16 protein-coding genes are annotated in these 14393 nt (G+C 71.3%); 7 read left to right on the plus strand and 9 right to left on the minus strand.

The genetic code is table 11. The annotated features are described in order from the left end of the window. Positions 1-17 precede the first annotated feature (17 nt). Complete coding sequence (locus B9B60_RS12635) at positions 18-710, minus strand: response regulator (RefSeq protein WP_084451894.1); 693 nt, start codon at positions 708-710, stop codon at positions 18-20. Then, positions 707-1966: a sensor histidine kinase gene (locus tag B9B60_RS12640; RefSeq protein ID WP_159451207.1), complete on the minus strand. Its 1260-nt coding sequence runs from the start codon at positions 1964-1966 to the stop codon at positions 707-709. The genes B9B60_RS12635 and B9B60_RS12640 overlap by 4 nt, the downstream gene beginning before the upstream one ends. Positions 1967-2080: 114 nt before the next feature. Here B9B60_RS12640 and B9B60_RS12645 point away from each other — a divergent pair, with 114 nt between their 5' ends. Further along, a complete protein-coding gene (locus B9B60_RS12645) occupies positions 2081-3562 on the plus strand; it encodes a glutamate-cysteine ligase family protein (protein ID WP_084451896.1) in 1482 nt (493 codons plus the stop codon). Positions 3563-3644: 82 nt separating this feature from the next. Here the strand turns inward: B9B60_RS12645 and B9B60_RS12650 are convergent, their stop codons facing one another. Then, positions 3645-4256 carry a histidine phosphatase family protein gene (locus B9B60_RS12650; protein ID WP_084451897.1) on the minus strand — a complete coding sequence of 204 codons (612 nt, stop codon included), beginning with the start codon at positions 4254-4256 and terminating at the stop codon, positions 3645-3647. Positions 4257-4341: 85 nt separating this feature from the next. On the opposite strand from B9B60_RS12650, the gene B9B60_RS12655 reads away from it, so the two are divergent. Next, entirely contained in the window at positions 4342-4797 is a 456-nt protein-coding gene (locus B9B60_RS12655; RefSeq protein ID WP_084451898.1) for an OsmC family protein, read from the plus strand. Between the two features lie 6 nt (positions 4798-4803). Further along, positions 4804-5850 carry an ArsO family NAD(P)H-dependent flavin-containing monooxygenase gene (locus tag B9B60_RS12660; RefSeq protein WP_084451899.1) on the plus strand — a complete coding sequence of 349 codons (1047 nt, stop codon included), beginning with the start codon at positions 4804-4806 and terminating at the stop codon, positions 5848-5850. On the opposite strand, the gene B9B60_RS12665 is transcribed toward B9B60_RS12660, so the two are convergent. Then, complete coding sequence (locus B9B60_RS12665; RefSeq protein WP_084451900.1) at positions 5851-6405, minus strand: YceI family protein; 555 nt, start codon at positions 6403-6405, stop codon at positions 5851-5853. It abuts the gene before it with no gap. Between the two features lie 139 nt (positions 6406-6544). On the opposite strand from B9B60_RS12665, the gene B9B60_RS12670 reads away from it, so the two are divergent. Continuing rightward, positions 6545-7165 carry an L-threonylcarbamoyladenylate synthase gene (locus B9B60_RS12670; RefSeq protein WP_084451902.1) on the plus strand — a complete coding sequence of 207 codons (621 nt, stop codon included), beginning with the start codon at positions 6545-6547 and terminating at the stop codon, positions 7163-7165. 19 nt (positions 7166-7184) lie between these two features. On the opposite strand, the gene B9B60_RS17710 is transcribed toward B9B60_RS12670, so the two are convergent. After that, positions 7185-7310, minus strand: coding sequence for a hypothetical protein (locus B9B60_RS17710; protein WP_268766764.1), 126 nt, complete (start codon positions 7308-7310; stop codon positions 7185-7187). Between B9B60_RS17710 and B9B60_RS12675 the strand changes: the two genes are divergently transcribed. After that, positions 7309-7629 carry a DUF4190 domain-containing protein gene (locus tag B9B60_RS12675; protein WP_143445573.1) on the plus strand — a complete coding sequence of 107 codons (321 nt, stop codon included), beginning with the start codon at positions 7309-7311 and terminating at the stop codon, positions 7627-7629. The two genes, B9B60_RS17710 and B9B60_RS12675, sit on opposite strands and share 2 nt — an antisense overlap. Before the next feature lie 100 nt (positions 7630-7729). On the opposite strand, the gene B9B60_RS12680 is transcribed toward B9B60_RS12675, so the two are convergent. Then, on the minus strand, positions 7730-8857 hold the full coding sequence (locus B9B60_RS12680) for a methyltransferase domain-containing protein (RefSeq protein WP_084451906.1): 1128 nt from the start codon (positions 8855-8857) through the stop codon (positions 7730-7732). Positions 8858-8971: 114 nt separating this feature from the next. On the opposite strand from B9B60_RS12680, the gene B9B60_RS12685 reads away from it, so the two are divergent. Then, complete coding sequence (locus tag B9B60_RS12685; RefSeq protein ID WP_084451908.1) at positions 8972-10267, plus strand: mechanosensitive ion channel; 1296 nt, start codon at positions 8972-8974, stop codon at positions 10265-10267. A gap of 100 nt (positions 10268-10367) precedes the next feature. Here B9B60_RS12685 and B9B60_RS12690 read toward each other — a convergent pair whose 3' ends face one another. After that, complete coding sequence (locus tag B9B60_RS12690; protein WP_084451910.1) at positions 10368-11996, minus strand: AMP-binding protein; 1629 nt, start codon at positions 11994-11996, stop codon at positions 10368-10370. Between the two features lie 75 nt (positions 11997-12071). Between B9B60_RS12690 and B9B60_RS12695 the strand changes: the two genes are divergently transcribed. After that, the gene (locus tag B9B60_RS12695) at positions 12072-12575 is read left to right on the plus strand and encodes a GNAT family N-acetyltransferase (protein WP_327078590.1); all 504 of its coding nucleotides are present in this window, start codon (positions 12072-12074) and stop codon (positions 12573-12575) included. A 54-nt stretch (positions 12576-12629) separates the two neighbouring features. On the opposite strand, the gene B9B60_RS12700 is transcribed toward B9B60_RS12695, so the two are convergent. Then, positions 12630-13832 (minus strand): MFS transporter, encoded by a 1203-nt coding sequence (locus B9B60_RS12700; RefSeq protein WP_143445585.1) that lies wholly within the window; start codon positions 13830-13832, stop codon positions 12630-12632. A gap of 35 nt (positions 13833-13867) precedes the next feature. Further along, positions 13868-14317, minus strand: a complete 450-nt coding sequence (locus tag B9B60_RS12705) for a MarR family winged helix-turn-helix transcriptional regulator (RefSeq protein ID WP_084451914.1) — start codon at positions 14315-14317, stop codon at positions 13868-13870. Positions 14318-14393 lie beyond the last annotated feature (76 nt).

Genomic DNA, 14393 nt, shown 5'->3' on the forward strand with positions numbered 1-14393 from the left:
CGCCGGACCGGCCCCGCCTACGACCGTGGTCGTACGTCCACGAGCCCGGTCTCGTGGGCGAGCAGCACCATGTGCACCCGGTCGCGCAGGTGCGCCTTGGCGAGGATGCGTCCGATGTGCGTCTTGACGGTCGCCTCGGCGAGGTGGAGCTCGGCGGAGATCTCGGCATTGGTGAGCCCCCGGGCGACCGCTCTCAGCACCTCGAGCTCGCGGGGGGTCAGCTCGGCCAGTCGGGGGTCGGCGGTCGGGTCGGGCGCCGGCGAGCCCGCCCCGCGCAGGTGGGGGGAGAACCGCTCGATGAGCCGCCGGGTCGTGCTCGGGGCGATGACCGAGTCACCGCGGTCGACGGCCCGGATCGCGGCGAGCAGCTCCTCGGGGCCGGCGTCCTTGAGGAGGAACCCGCTGGCACCGGCCCGCAGCGCGGCGTGCGCGTACTCGTCGAGGTCGAAGGTCGTGAGGACGATGACCCGTGGCCCCTCGTCCATGCCCCCGATCGCCTCGGTGGCCGCCACGCCGTCCATGCGCGGCATGCGCACGTCCATGAGGACGATGTCGGCCGGGGTCGTGGCGAGCAGGTCGAGCGCGGCGCGCCCGTCACCGGCCTCGCCGACGACGGCCATGTCGGGCTGCGCGTGGAGCACCATGCGGAACCCGGCACGCACCAGGGCCTGGTCGTCGACGAGGACGAGCCGGATGGTCTCGTCGGTCATCGTGCCTCCTCGTGGCGAAGGGGGAGTGTCGCCCTGACCGCGAAGCCACCGCCGGGCACCGGGCCGGCGGTCAACGACCCGCCGACGCTCGTCGCGCGCTCCCGCATCCCGATGATGCCGTGCCCGTCCCCGTCGTCGGTGGCCGCCGCGCCGCGTCCGTCATCGCGCACCTCGACGCCCAGCACGTCGCCCGTGGTGACGCGCACCGCGACGCGGGCGGCCGGGCCCGCGTGCTTGATGACATTGGTCAGCGACTCCTGGACGATGCGGTACGCGGCGAGCCCGGCGTCCCGGGGGACCGCGGCCGTCCCCGGCGCGAGGTCCAGGTCGACGTCGATACCGGTGGCGGCGACCCGGTCGACGAGGTCCGGCAGGTCGCCGAGACCCTCCGTGGGGGCGTACTCGACGGGGTGCGGGGCGCTCCCTTCGTCATCGGTGGTGCGCAGGACCCCGACGAGGTGCCGGGTCTCGGCGAGGGCCTCGCGGGCGGTCGCCCCGATCGTCTCGAGCGCGCGCACGGCCTGCTCCCGGTCGAAGCCCCCACCGTGCTCCGCCGCGTAGGCGGCACCGTCGGCCTGGACGACGACGACGCTCAGCGAGTGCGCGACGACGTCGTGCATCTCACGGGCGATGCGGGTGCGCTCGTCCTGGGCGGCGATCCGGGCCCGCTGGTCGCGGTCGCGCCGCAGGGCGAGGTTCTGCTCCTGGAGGCGGGCGACGAGCTCGCGGCGCTTGCGGGTGAGGTCACCCCAGAGCCAGCACACGAGCGCGAGCCCGCTGAAGAGGATCGTCATGAGCACCAGGGCCAGCACGCTCGCCCCGTCGTACGCGTACCAGTCCCACACGGCCAGCGGCCCGGAGGCCACGGCGGCCACGAGGCCGAGGCGGCGCACCCACCGGCGCGGGGCGTAGGCGGCCACCGCGTAGCCGGCCATGAGCGACGAGAGGTTCGACGGCATCGGTGAGTCCGCCACGACGAGCTGGGCCACATGGCCGAGGACGACGAGGCCGAAGCCGAGCTCCGGGCGGGTGCGTCGCCACGCCAAGGGCAGCGTCTGCAGCGATGCGACGACGAAGAGCAGGAGCATCTCGACCGCGCCGACCGGCAGGCCGGCGTAGGAGATGGCGTAGCCCAGGGACGTGACGACCCACATGGACCCGGCGATGACGAGGTCGACGAGCCCGGTGTGCGCGGCGAACCACGACCGCACGCGCGCGGTCGGGCCCCGCCTCGGGGTGATCGTCTCGGTGGTCACCGGGCGAGCGTAGGCAGGGCGGAGGGGGCGGCGCATCCGACCGTGGTCTGATACTCGCCCGCGACGCGTGCCGTGGGTAGATTCAGCACCAGCCGACACCGGGAGGGGCACCCCATGGGCAAGGAAGTCGCCGCGCAGAGCTACTCGCGCGAGGAGCGTCAGCGCTACCGGGAGAAGGTCCAGCAGAACCTCGACGTCTTCGAGCGGATGCTCAACGAGCGCGCCTTCGACGAGGAGGTGCCGCTCACCGGGCTGGAGATCGAGCTCAACCTCATCGACGACGGGCAGCAGCCGGCCTTCGTCAACAACGAGGTGCTCGAGGCGATCGCCGACCCCGAGTACCAGACCGAGCTCGCGCAGTTCAACATCGAGCTCAACGTCGCGCCGCGGCCGCTGCCGGGTGACTCGGCCCTGCGGCTCGAGGAGAGCCTGCGCGAGTCGCTCAACCGCGCCGAGTCCAAGGCCGAGGAGGCCGGGGCGCGGATCATCGCCATCGGGATCCTGCCGACGATCCGGCCCGAGCACTTCCAGGGCGAGTGGATCAGCGACAACAACCGCTACACGGCGCTCAACGACTCGATCTTCGTCGCCCGTGGTGAGGACATCGTCCTCGACATCGAGGGACCCACGGGGGAGCGGCTGCACACCTTCGCCGACTCGATCGCCCCGGAGTCGGCGTGCACCTCGGTCCAGCTGCACCTGCAGGTCGGTCCGACGCAGTTCGCCGACCACTGGAATGCTGCGCAGATCATCTCGGCGCCGCAGCTGGCGCTCGCCGCCAACTCGCCCTTCTTCTTCGGACGGCGGCTGCACGCCGAGACCCGGGTCGCGCTCTTTGCCCAGGCGACCGACACCCGGCCGATCGAGCTGAAGAACCAGGGCGTGCGTCCGCGCGTCTTCTTCGGCGAGCGGTGGATCACCTCGATCTTCGACCTCTTCGAAGAAAACGTGCGTTACTTCCCTGCGCTGCTCGCCGAGGCGACGGAGGAGGACCCGGTCGCCGTGCTCGACGCCGGGGGCACCCCCGAGCTCGGCGAGCTCAACCTGCACAACGGCACCGTCTACCGGTGGAACCGCCCGATCTACGACCCCGGCAAGGGGCACCCGCACGTCCGGGTCGAGAACCGGGTCCTGCCCGCCGGCCCGACGATCATCGACACCCTGGCCAATGCCGCCTTCTACTACGGCTGCGTGCGCACGCTGGCCAACGAGGACCGGCCCATCTGGACGCGCATGTCCTTCCCGGCCGCGGAGGCCAACTTCGAGACGGCGGCCCGCGACGGCATCAACGCCCGGCTCTACTGGCCCGGTCTCGGCGAGCTCGGAGCCGACGAGCTCGTCCTGCGCCACCTGCTGCCGATGGCCCGACGCGGCCTGGAGGACTGGGGTGTGGCCGAGAGCGTCATCACCCGCTACCTGTCGGTCATCGAGGGGCGCTGCACCTCCGGCGTCAACGGCGCCGTGTGGCAGAGCGAGTGCGTGCGGCGACTCGAGGAGGGCGGGCTGGACCGGGCTGCCGCCCTGGCCGAGATGACCGGGCTCTACACCGAGCACATGCACACCAACGCCCCGGTGCACACCTGGCCCCTGCCCTAGCCCCTGTGGCTGCATTGCCCTACGGCAATGCAGCCACCGCAGGCCGGGACTCTGCATTGCCGTAGGGCAATGCGGCAGGTCGTCAGCAGTTCCAGCTGATGATGCAGGGGTCCTCGCGGTGGTGGCCGAGCACGGCCAGCCGGGAGGCGTCGAGCGTCAGCTGCGCCGCGAGCCTGGGAGAGGTGCGCAGCCACACGGTCGCCAGGATCCGCGAGGTGTGACCGTGGCCGACGAGCACGACGTCGCCCTCGTGCAGGTGCGCTCGCACTCGGGCCAGCACCCGAGAGGCCCGGGCCGCGACCTCCTCGACGGTCTCGCCCGGCGTGACCCCCGGGAGCACTCCGTCGCGGAAGACGTCCCAGTCGGTGCCGAGCTCCTCGCGGATCTGCGCCGTCGAGCGACCTTCGTAGGCCCCGTAGTCCCACTCGCGCAGGTCCGTGTCGACCGAGGCCTCGAGACCGGCGAGGGTTGCGGTGTCACGCGCTCGCCGCAGGTCGGAGGTGAGGGTCAGGACCGGTCGGATGCCGCGCTCCTCGAGCCGAGCGGCAGCCTGGGTGGCGCGGGCCCGGCCCTCGTCGGTCAGGGGCAGGTCGGTGCTGCCCGTGTGCCGTCCGTCGCGGCTCCACTCGGTCTCGCCGTGCCGCAGCAGCACGAGTCGACCGGCGGGCGGGGACGCGGGGGTGGGGGAGGCCATGCGGCCCAGACTAGTGACGGCCCGGTCTGTCAGGATTGCCCACGGGCCGTGAGCGGCGGCCGCACCGACCACTTGGAGGCTGACCATGACGAGCGATGAGCCCACGGGCGGGACGGGCCCCGGCCACCGCAGTGTCGAGCTGACCCGAATCGGGTTGGGGCGCTACGAGATCCGCAATGCTCGTGGCGGCACGATCACCATCGGCGACGGCTCCTCCGACGACTTCACGCCCGTGGAGCTGCTCCTCGCCGCGCTCGCCGGGTGCAGCTCCGTCGACGTCGACCACATCACCTCACGCCGCGCCGAGCCCGAGTCCTTCCACGTCGTCGCCGAGGGCGAAAAGGTCTCCACCCCCGAGGACGGCAACCACATGAGCGACCTGGCCGTCACCTTCCGACTGGGCTTCCCCGAGGGCGAAGGGGGAGACCGCGCCCGGTCGGCCTTCCCGCGCTCGGTGGCCCAGTCACGCGACCGGCTGTGCACCGTCTCGCGGACGGTGCAGATCGGGGTCCCCGTGGAGATGACGGCCGAGGACGCCTGAGGTCGTATGCCCCGACAGGTCGACGTCGCCGTCCTCGGTGGTGGTCAGGCGGGTCTGGCGACCTCCTACCATTTGCGCCGCGTCGGCATCGACCACGTCGTGCTCGATGATCGCGCCCATCCGGGTGGAGCCTGGGCCTCGGCGTGGCCGTCCCTGCGCCTCTTCTCGCCGTCGGCCTACTCCTCCCTTCCCGGCTGGCCCATGCCACCGCACCCCGACACCTTCCCGCCCGTGCAGCACGTGCGGGCGTACCTGCGTGACTACGAGGCGCGCTACGAACTGCCCGTGGAGCGACCGGTGCGTGTCGACGACGTACGGAGCACCCCCGACCGGCTCCTCGTCGAGACCGACCACGGCGAGGTCGCGGCGCGCTACGTCGTGAGTGCCACGGGGACGTGGGCGGCCCCCTTCGTCCCCATGGTCGAGGGGGCCCACACCTTTGCCGGGCGCCAGCTGCACAGCGCGCAGTACCGCGGTCCCGAGGACTTCGCGGGGCAGCGCGTCGCCGTGGTCGGTGGCAGCAACTCCGGGGTGCAGATCACCGCCGACCTCGTCGAGACCGCCGACCGGGTCTCGCTCGTCACGGCACGGCGGCTGCGCTTCCTGCCCGACGACGTCGACGGTCGCCACCTCTTCGACGAGGCGAGCGCCCGGCTGCGCGACCCGCACGCCGCGGAGGCGGCCTTCGTCGGCAACATCGTCGTCCTGCCCCAGGTGCGCCGCGCCCGGGAGCGGGGAGCGCTGCGCGTGCGGGCGATGTTCGACCGGATGGTCCCTGAGGGAGCCGTCATCGGGCGCGACCGGATCGAGGTCGACACGGTGATCTGGTGCACCGGCTTCCGGCCCGCGCTGCGGCATCTGCGCTCGCTGCGGCTGCGCACTTCCGCCGGCATCCCGGAGGTCAGCGGCAACCGCTCCGTGCGCGACCGGCGGGTCTGCTTCGTCGGCTACGGCGACTGGACCGGGCCCGCGTCGGCAACCCTCATCGGGGTCGGACGCACGGCCAAGGCACTGGCGGCCGAGCTCGCCACGGAGCTCGGCGCGCGAGGGTGACTACTGGTCCTGCTTGACCAGGGAGATCTCGAACTCGAGGTCGATCTTCTCGGAGACGAGCACGCCGCCCTTGTCGAGCGGCATGTTCCACTCCAGCCCGTAGTCGCGGCGGTTGACCCGGCGCGAGCCCTCGAAGCCGGCACGGACGGCGCCGAAGGCGTCGACCATGACGCCACCGAGCTCGAGGGGGATGGTGATCTGCTTGGTGACGTCGCGGATCGTCAGGTCGCCGCTCACGATGTAGGCGCGCTCGCGGATCTCCTCGATGTTGGTGCTGACGAAGGTGATGTCGGGGAAGCGCTCGACGTCGAAGAAGTCGGGGCTGCGCAGGTGGTCGTCGCGCTGGCCGTTGCGGGTGTCGACGCTCGCGGCCTTGAGGGTGACCTTGGCGGTCGAGCCGTCGAGGTCGTCGACGTCGACGCGCACGTCGCCGGTCACGTCGTTGAAGGAGCCGCGGACCGTGGAGATCATCGCGTGGCGGGCCGAGAAGCCGATGCGGCTGTGGCCGGGGTCGATGGTCCAGTGACCGTTGAGGTCGAGCTCGTTGTCCGTCATGTGCTCCCCTGGGACGAAGGAAAAGTCGTTGAAGAATGCAGCAACGACCTGTGGCTCGTCCAGTCTCGCAGCAGACGCCCCGGATCCGGGCGAGTCGGGGCCCTCGCGTGGCGTGGTTCGTCACGCCTACGGTGGACCCATGGCCACCTTCGTCGAAGTCCACCCCGACAACCCCCAGCCCCGCACCGTCGGCAAGGTCGTCGAGCGACTGCGTGAGGGCGCGCTCGTCGCCTTCCCCACGGACTCCGGCTATGCCCTCGGCGGCCGCCTCGACGACCAGGCGATCAAGGACCGGATCGGCGAGATCCGCCGCCTCGACGACAAGCACCACTACACGCTGCTGTGCGCCGACTTCGCCCAGCTGGGGCAGCTCGTGCACGTCGACAACGCGATCTTCCGCGCGGTCAAGGCGGCCACGCCCGGGCCCTACACCTTCATCCTGCCGGCGACCAAGGAGGTGCCCCGCCGACTGCTCCACGCGAAGAAGAAGACCGTCGGCGTGCGCATCCCCGACCACCCGCTCTCGCAGGCGCTGCTCGCCGGGCTGGGCGACCCGATGCTCATCTCGACCCTCCTGCTGCCGGCGGAGTCGCGGACCCCGACCTTCGGCTGGGACGTCAAGGAGGAGCTCGACCACCAGGTCGACATCGTCATCGACGCGGGCGAGGTGAGCACCGAGCCGACGACGGTCGTCGACCTGTCGTCGGGCGCTGCCGAGATCGCCCGCTACGGGGCGGGGGACGCCACCCCCTTCGAGTGACGAAGGGGGCGACCACCCGTCAGGAGCCGAGGACCTCGGCCCGGGCGGCGACGAAGGCCGCGACGCAGGCGCGCACGTCGTCCTCGCTGTGGGGAGTGCTCCCCGTGGTCGACGCGGCGCGGCGCGCATACGGTGGGGTCACCATGACGCAGCCACCCCCGCAGATGCCGCCGCCCTACCCCTTCCAGCCCGTGCGCCAGCACGGCACGGCGACCGCCGCCCTGGTCCTCGGGATCCTGGGCATCGTCGTCGTGCCCGGTCTGGGGATCGTCGCCTGGATCCTCGGCCACATGGCCCTCAAGGAGATCGACGCCAACCCGCAGGCGGGCTGGTCCAACCGCGACCACGCCAACATCGGCAAGATCCTCGGCATCGTCGGCACGGCCCTCTTCGCGATGATCTTCCTCTGCGTCGGGGTGTACTTCGTCGGGCTCTTCGCCATCATCGCCGGCTCAGGAGCCTGACCCGCGGCGCGCAGCCCTGTTGCCGGCCGGTCCCTCGGTGCCCGAGGAAGTCTTCGCCGACCTCGGGACGGAGCGGCCCGGGTCGTCCGGACCGACGGGATCAGCGCCGCTCCAGCAGCACGATGACCTCGTGGTGCCGGGTCTGGGGGAACATGTCGAACAGCCGCGCCTCGACCACCCGGTGACCCGGGAGGGCGGCGAGATCGTGCGCCAGGCTGCGGGCGTTGCAGCTGGAGTAGACCACGTGCCGTGGTGCGGCGGCCTCGATCGCGGCGCACAGCTGGGGGCCGATCCCGCGACGGGGCGGGTTGACGACGACGAGCTCGTGGTCGACCTCCGCCAGCACCCGGGCGTCGCCGACCCGGAAGTCGGCGGCGACGCCGAGCTCGGTCGCCGAGCGGCGGGCGCTCGCGACCGCGTCGGGCGCCACCTCGACCCCCTCGACACGGCGTGCGTCCGCCCCCTTCGCCATCGCGGCGTTGAGGGCGAAGCCGCCGACCCCGCAGTAGAGGTCGAGGACGCTGCGTGGCGCGATCTCGTCGACCCACGCCCGGGCCTGGCGGTACAGCCCGGCGGCGACCACGGTGTTGGTCTGGAAGAAGCTGCGCGGCCGCAGGTGGAAGACGATGTCGTCCAACCGCATCGGCAGGGTCTCCTTCTCGGTGAGGACGATCTCCTGCTCGCCCTCGAGCACCGCCTTGTGCTCCGGCTGGAGGTTGACCGAGACGACCCGCAGGCCCGGTGCCGCCGCGCGCAGCGCCTCCAGACCTCGCCGGATCCGGCCGATCTGCCCGGGTGAGCGCAGCACAAAGCGCGCCATGAGCTCGCCGTCGGGCGAGCCGGTCACGATGAGGTGCTTCAGCTCGCCCTGGCGACCCGGCACGTCGAAGGGGGTCAGGCCCAGCTCGGCGACGGCGGGCACGAGCCGGTCCAGTGCAGCCGCGAGGTGCGGCTCGTAGAGCCCGCACTCGGGCAGGGAGACGCCCCGCTGGGCGGCATCGAGGATGCCGAAGGTCGGTGCGTCGCGGGTCCCGGCGACGACGAGCTTCGCCTTGTTGCGGAAGGCCGACTCCGGCCCGACGAAGGGGGCCCGCCACACGTCCGGGGGGACGGCGTCCGCGAGGAGCTCGCGCATCTCGCGCTCGAGGTCGACGACCTGCCGCTCGTAAGGGAGGCCCATGAGGGTGCACGAGCGGCACTCACCGGCCTCGTGGTGTGAGCAGCGCATGGGGTTCACCTAACCATCCGGCATCGTCAGGTCTCTCATCCGGCACCGACGGCGGATGGTTAGTACGGTCGAAGGGCAATACACCTGAATGTCTCGACAAACTGGGAGGACATCATGGATTCCGGCTTCTTCGACGGGGTCGATTGGCCAGGGCTGCTCGGCAAGGCGCTGGCCGCCGTGGCGATCCTCGTCATCACATGGCTCGTCGCGATGATCGTCAAGTCGCTCTTCACCAAGCTCTCCAGCAAGATCCCGGCGCTGCAGCGGGCGGGTGCCGACGGCGCCTCCGTCGGCACGACCCTCGGCTCCATCGGGTCGCTCGTCGTGTGGATGCTCGGCCTCGTCGCCATCCTGCAGGTCCTCGGTCTGAGCCAGGTGCTCACGCCGATCCAGGGCATGGCCGACGGGGTCCTGGGTTTCCTGCCCAACCTCATCGGTGCCGGCGTCGTCTTCTTCGTCGGTGCGTTGCTGGCCAAGGTCGTGCGTCAGCTGGTGCAGACCGCGCTCTCCGCGCTGCCCTTCGACCGCTGGCTGAAGAAGGCCGGTTCGACGACGAGCTCGCTCCCCGGCGCGCCGCAGGTCTCGCCGGCCGGTCCGCCGCCCCCGCCGCCGGGGCAGCCGGCTCCGCCGCAGCAGCAGACCCAGCAGTTCCAGCAGTCCGGTGGGCAGGGGCCCGCGGCGTCGATCCCGCGCACCCTGGCCACGGTCGTCTACGCGCTGATCATGATCGTCGTGACCATCGCCTCGCTGCAGATCCTGGGTATCGAGTCGATCTCCCGTCCGGCCGAGCAGATGCTCCAGTCGATCTTCGACGCCGTCCCCGTGATCATCGCCGCCGGCATCATGCTGGCCCTGGGCATCTTCATCGCCCGCTTCGCCGGTGACATCGTCGAGCAGGTCCTCGACGGCGTCGGCCTCGACCGCCAGATCGCCGAGCTCGACGTCCTGCCGGCCGAGACCAAGGTCGTGCCGGTCGTCGCCAAGATCGTCCAGATCGCGATCGTGCTGTTCTTCGCGGTCATGGCGGCCCAGCTGCTCGACTTCCCGCAGATCACTGCCTTCCTCAGCGAGGTCCTCGGCCTCGGTGGCAAGGTGATCTTCGGTGCGGCGATCATCGCGGCCGGGTTCTTCGTCGCCAACCTCCTGGCGAAGCTGCTCACCGGCGTCGGCGCGACGATCGTCAAGTACGCGACGATCGTGCTCTTCGTCGCGATGGGCCTGAAGTACATGGGCATCGCCGACTCGATCATCGAGCTCGGCTTCGGTGCGCTGGTCGTCGGTGGCGCCGCGGCCGCGGCCCTGGCCTTCGGCCTCGGTGGTCGCGACGCGGCGGCCCGCACGCTCGACAAGCTCTCGGCCAAGGCCGAGGCGCAGTCGGGCCCCACCTCGTCGGGTGACCAGCAGGTCTGACCTCCCGACCCATGACGAAGGCGGTGCCCTGAGGAGGCGCGCCAGCGCCGTCTCGAAGGGGTGGTACCCCGGTGACCGGGGTGCCACCCTTCGTCGTCGGTCAGTCCTGCAGGAGATGGCGCGCCTGCTCGCGCATCTCGACCTTGCGCACCTTGCCGGTCACGGTCATGGGGAAGGCATCGGTGACGTGCACGTAGCGCGGGATCTTGTAGTGCGCGAGCTTGCCGTTGGCGAACTCGCGCACCTCGTCGGCCGTGAGGGACTCGGCACCCTCCCTGAGCACGACCCAGGCCATGAGCTCCTCGCCGTAGCGCTCGTCGGGCACGCCGATGACCTGCACGTCGGCGATGGAAGGGTGCGTGTAGAGGAACTCCTCGACCTCGCGGGGGTAGACGTTCTCGCCGCCGCGGATGACGAGGTCCTTGATCCGCCCGACGATCTCGATGTAGCCGTGCTCGTCCATCGTCGCGAGGTCGCCGGTGTGCATCCACCGGGCGGCGTCGATGGCCTCGGCGGTCTTGTCCGGCTGCTCCCAGTAGCCGAGCATGACGCTGTAGCCGCGGGTGCACAGCTCGCCGGTCTCGCCGCGCGGGAGGGTCACGCCGGTCACCGGGTCAACCACCTTGGACTCGATGTGCGGCATGGACCGACCCACCGTCTCGGTGCGGCGGGCCAGGTCGTCGTCGACGCGGGTCATCGTCGAGACCGGGGAGGTCTCGGTCATGCCGTAGCTGATCGCCACCTCGGCCATGTTCATCTCGGCCACGACCCGCTTCATCACCTCGACGGGGCAGGTCGACCCGGCCATGATCCCGGTGCGCAGGCTCGACAGGTCGTAGTCGGCGAAGTCCACGAGCCCGAGCTCGGCGATGAACATCGTGGGGACGCCGTAGAGGGAGGTGCACCGCTCATCGATGACGGCCTGGAGCGTGGCCGCCGGCTCGAAGGACGGCGCGGGGATGACCATGCAGGCGCCGTGCGAAGTCGCCGCGAGGTTGCCCATGACCATGCCGAAGCAGTGGTAGAAGGGCACCGGGATGCAGATCCGGTCGGCCTCGGTGTAGCGGATCAGCTCGCCGACGAAGTAGCCGTTGTTGAGGATGCTGTGGTGGCTGAGCGTCGCGCCCTTGGGGAAGCCGGTCGTGCCCGAGGTGTACTGGATGTTGATCGGGTCGTCGGGGGTGAGGGTCGCGCCACGCTCGGTGATGGCCTCGTCGGGGACCTCGGCCCCGCTGGCCACGAGCTCCTCCCACGACGGGTCGCCGATGTAGACCACGTCGCGCAGGTCGGGCAGCTCGCCGCGCACCTCCTCGACCATGGCGCGGTAGTCGGAGGTCTTGTGCTGCTGGGCGCTCACGAGCATCCGCAGGCCGGACTGCCGCGCCACGTAGGTCAGCTCGTGGGCCCGGTAGGCAGGGTTGATGTTGACGAGGATCGCGCCGACGCGCGCCGTGGCGTACTGGAGCAGTGTCCACTCGGCGCAGTTGGGCGCCCAGATCCCGATCCGGTCGCCGGCGGAGACGCCCTGCGCCAGCAGGCCCTTGGCGAGGGCGTCGACGTCGGCGAGCAGCTTCCGGTAGGTCCAGCGCCGCTCGCTCGGGACGTCCACGAGGGCCTCGCGGTCACCGTGCCGCGCCACGGTCCTGGCGAGGTTGTCGCCGATCGTGTCCCCGAGCAGGGGCGTGTCCGAGGTGCCGGACGAGTACGAAGGGAGTGCGGGCTGGGTCATGCGTCGAACCTCCTGCGGTCGCGTCGTTGCGATACCGGAGCAGCCTGCCACGACCGGGCCTGCGATGCTGTCGACGTGACGAGCCACGACCTGACCATCCGACCCGCGACCGACGACGACTGGGAGCAGATCTTCCCCTTCTGGTCGCGCATCGTGGCCGAGGGCAGGACCTACGCCTACCCGCTCGACCTGTCGTCGGACGGGGCGCGCGGCCTGTGGATGGAGCCGGCCCCCGGCCGCACGGTCGTCGCAGAGGTCGGTGGCCGTGTGGCCGGCTCGGCCAAGATGGGTCCCAACCGCCCGGGTCGCGGGTCGCACATCGCGACCGGGTCCTTCATGGTCGACCCGGATGTCGGCGTCAGGGGCGTGGGCCGGGCCCTCGGCGAGCACGTCATCGGGTGGGCCCGCGACGAGGGCTACGCCGGGATCCAGTTCAACGCCGTCGTGGAGACCAATGAGCGCGCGGTGGGGCTGTGGCGCTCCCTGGGCTTCGACGTCATCGGTACCGTGCCGGGGGCCTTCGACCACCCGGAGCACGGTCCCGTCGGACTGCACGTGATGTTCCTCGACCTGCGGTAGGACGCCCTCCCCGGTCCCTGAGGAGGTCGCGCAGCGACCGTCTCGAAGGGCCCCTCAGTCGGCGCCGCCGACGAGCACCGCCTCGCCCTCGGCGTCGCTGTGCGTGGCCGGGGCCTCCTCGCCCCGCAGGAAGCGCGAGCCGTAGGTGAAGATCGCGACGCCCACGAGCACGGCGACGGTGCCCATCCAGAAGGGGGCGCTGAGGCTGACCTCCTCGCCCAGCCGGCCGGCCGCCCACGGGGCCACGGCACCTCCGGAGAAGCGGACGAAGGAGTAGGCCGACGAGGCGACCGGGCGCTCGACCGGCGCCGAGCCCATGACGGCCTCGGTGATGAGGGTGTTGTTGACCCCGAGGAAGGCGCCGGCGAGGACGACCCCGACGACGAGCGCGGCCCTGGAGTCGTTGAGGAGCGCCATCATCGCCAGGTCGAGGGCGAAGAGCGTCAGGGCCCCGGTGATGGAGGGGATCGTGCCGAAGCGCCGCTGGAGCCACGGGGCGGTCTTGACCGACGTGATCGCGAGCAGCAGCCCCCAGCCGAAGAAGACCCAGCCGACCTGCGAGGCGCTCATGTCGAGCGGGAAGGGGGTGAAGGCCAGCAGGGTGAAGAAGCCCATGTTGTAGAAGAGCGCGGTGAGCGCCACGGTGAGCAGGCCCGGGTGGCGCAGGGCCTTGAGTGGTGCCGCGAGCGAGGTCTTGGCGCCGGACGGGGGAGTGGCCGGCAGGAGGACGGACGTGACGACCACGGCGACGACCATGAGGACCGCGACGCCGAAGAAGGGCGCCCGCCACGAGATCGAGCCGAGCTGGCCGCCGACGATCGGGCCGACGGCGATGCCCAGGCCGAGCGCGGCCTCGAAGAAGATCACCGCCTGGCCGACGCTGCCGGCCGAGGCGACGACGATCGTCGACAGCGCGGTCGCGACGAAGAGCGCATTGCCCAGACCCCAGCCGGCACGGAAGCCGACGATGGCGCCGATGCTGTCGGACATGCCGGCGAGCGCGGAGAAGACGATGATGAGCGCCAGCCCGGTGATGAGGGTGCGCTTGGCGCCGATGCGCGAGGAGATGAAGCCGGCGACGAGCATCGCGACGCCCATGATCGCCATGTAGCTCGTGAAGAGCAGCGAGGTCTCGCTGGGCGATGCGCCCAGCTCGTCGGCGATCGGCTTGAGGATCGGGTCGACGAGGCCGATGCCCATGAACGCGATGACGCACGCGAAGGCGACGGCCCACACGGCGCGTGGCTGCCGCCACATCGACGGGGTGGTCTCGGCGGGTGCTGCTGGGGTTGTCACTGCTGACCTTCCTGCTGGGACGAGCTGGCCTCCATGACCTCGCGCAGCACCGTGACGGCGGTCGCGAGGTCCTCGGGGGTCAGGGTGGGGTGCTCCCGGATGACCCGGGAAACGGTGGCGGCGCTGCGCTCGCGGACGACGGCGAGCGCGCGGCGTCCGGGGGCGGTGAGGGTGACCCTCGTGGCGCGGGCATCGGCCGGGTCGGGCTCCTTGGTCACCCAGCCCCGCTCGACGAGTGTCGCGACGGCTCCGGACATCGTCGGCTGCGAGGTGCGGTCGAGCTCAGCCAGTCGTCCGATGCCGGTGGGCCCGTGCTCGTCGACGAGCGAGAGCACCCGGATCCCGGCGGGCGGGGTGTGGTGGATGTGCTGGCGGGAGGCGCGGACGAGACGGGCGGCGTAGGTGACGAGGTCGCTCGCGGTCTGGTCGATGGAGTCGTCGGGCACGTCCCGTCACGTTACATAGGGATCCTATGTAACGCAATCGGGCAGACGAGAGGGCCGCGACACCGGGTGGTGTCGC

Origin of the sequence: Janibacter indicus, assembly GCF_900176385.1 — a bacterium.
GTDB classification, from domain to species: domain Bacteria; phylum Actinomycetota; class Actinomycetes; order Actinomycetales; family Dermatophilaceae; genus Janibacter; species Janibacter indicus.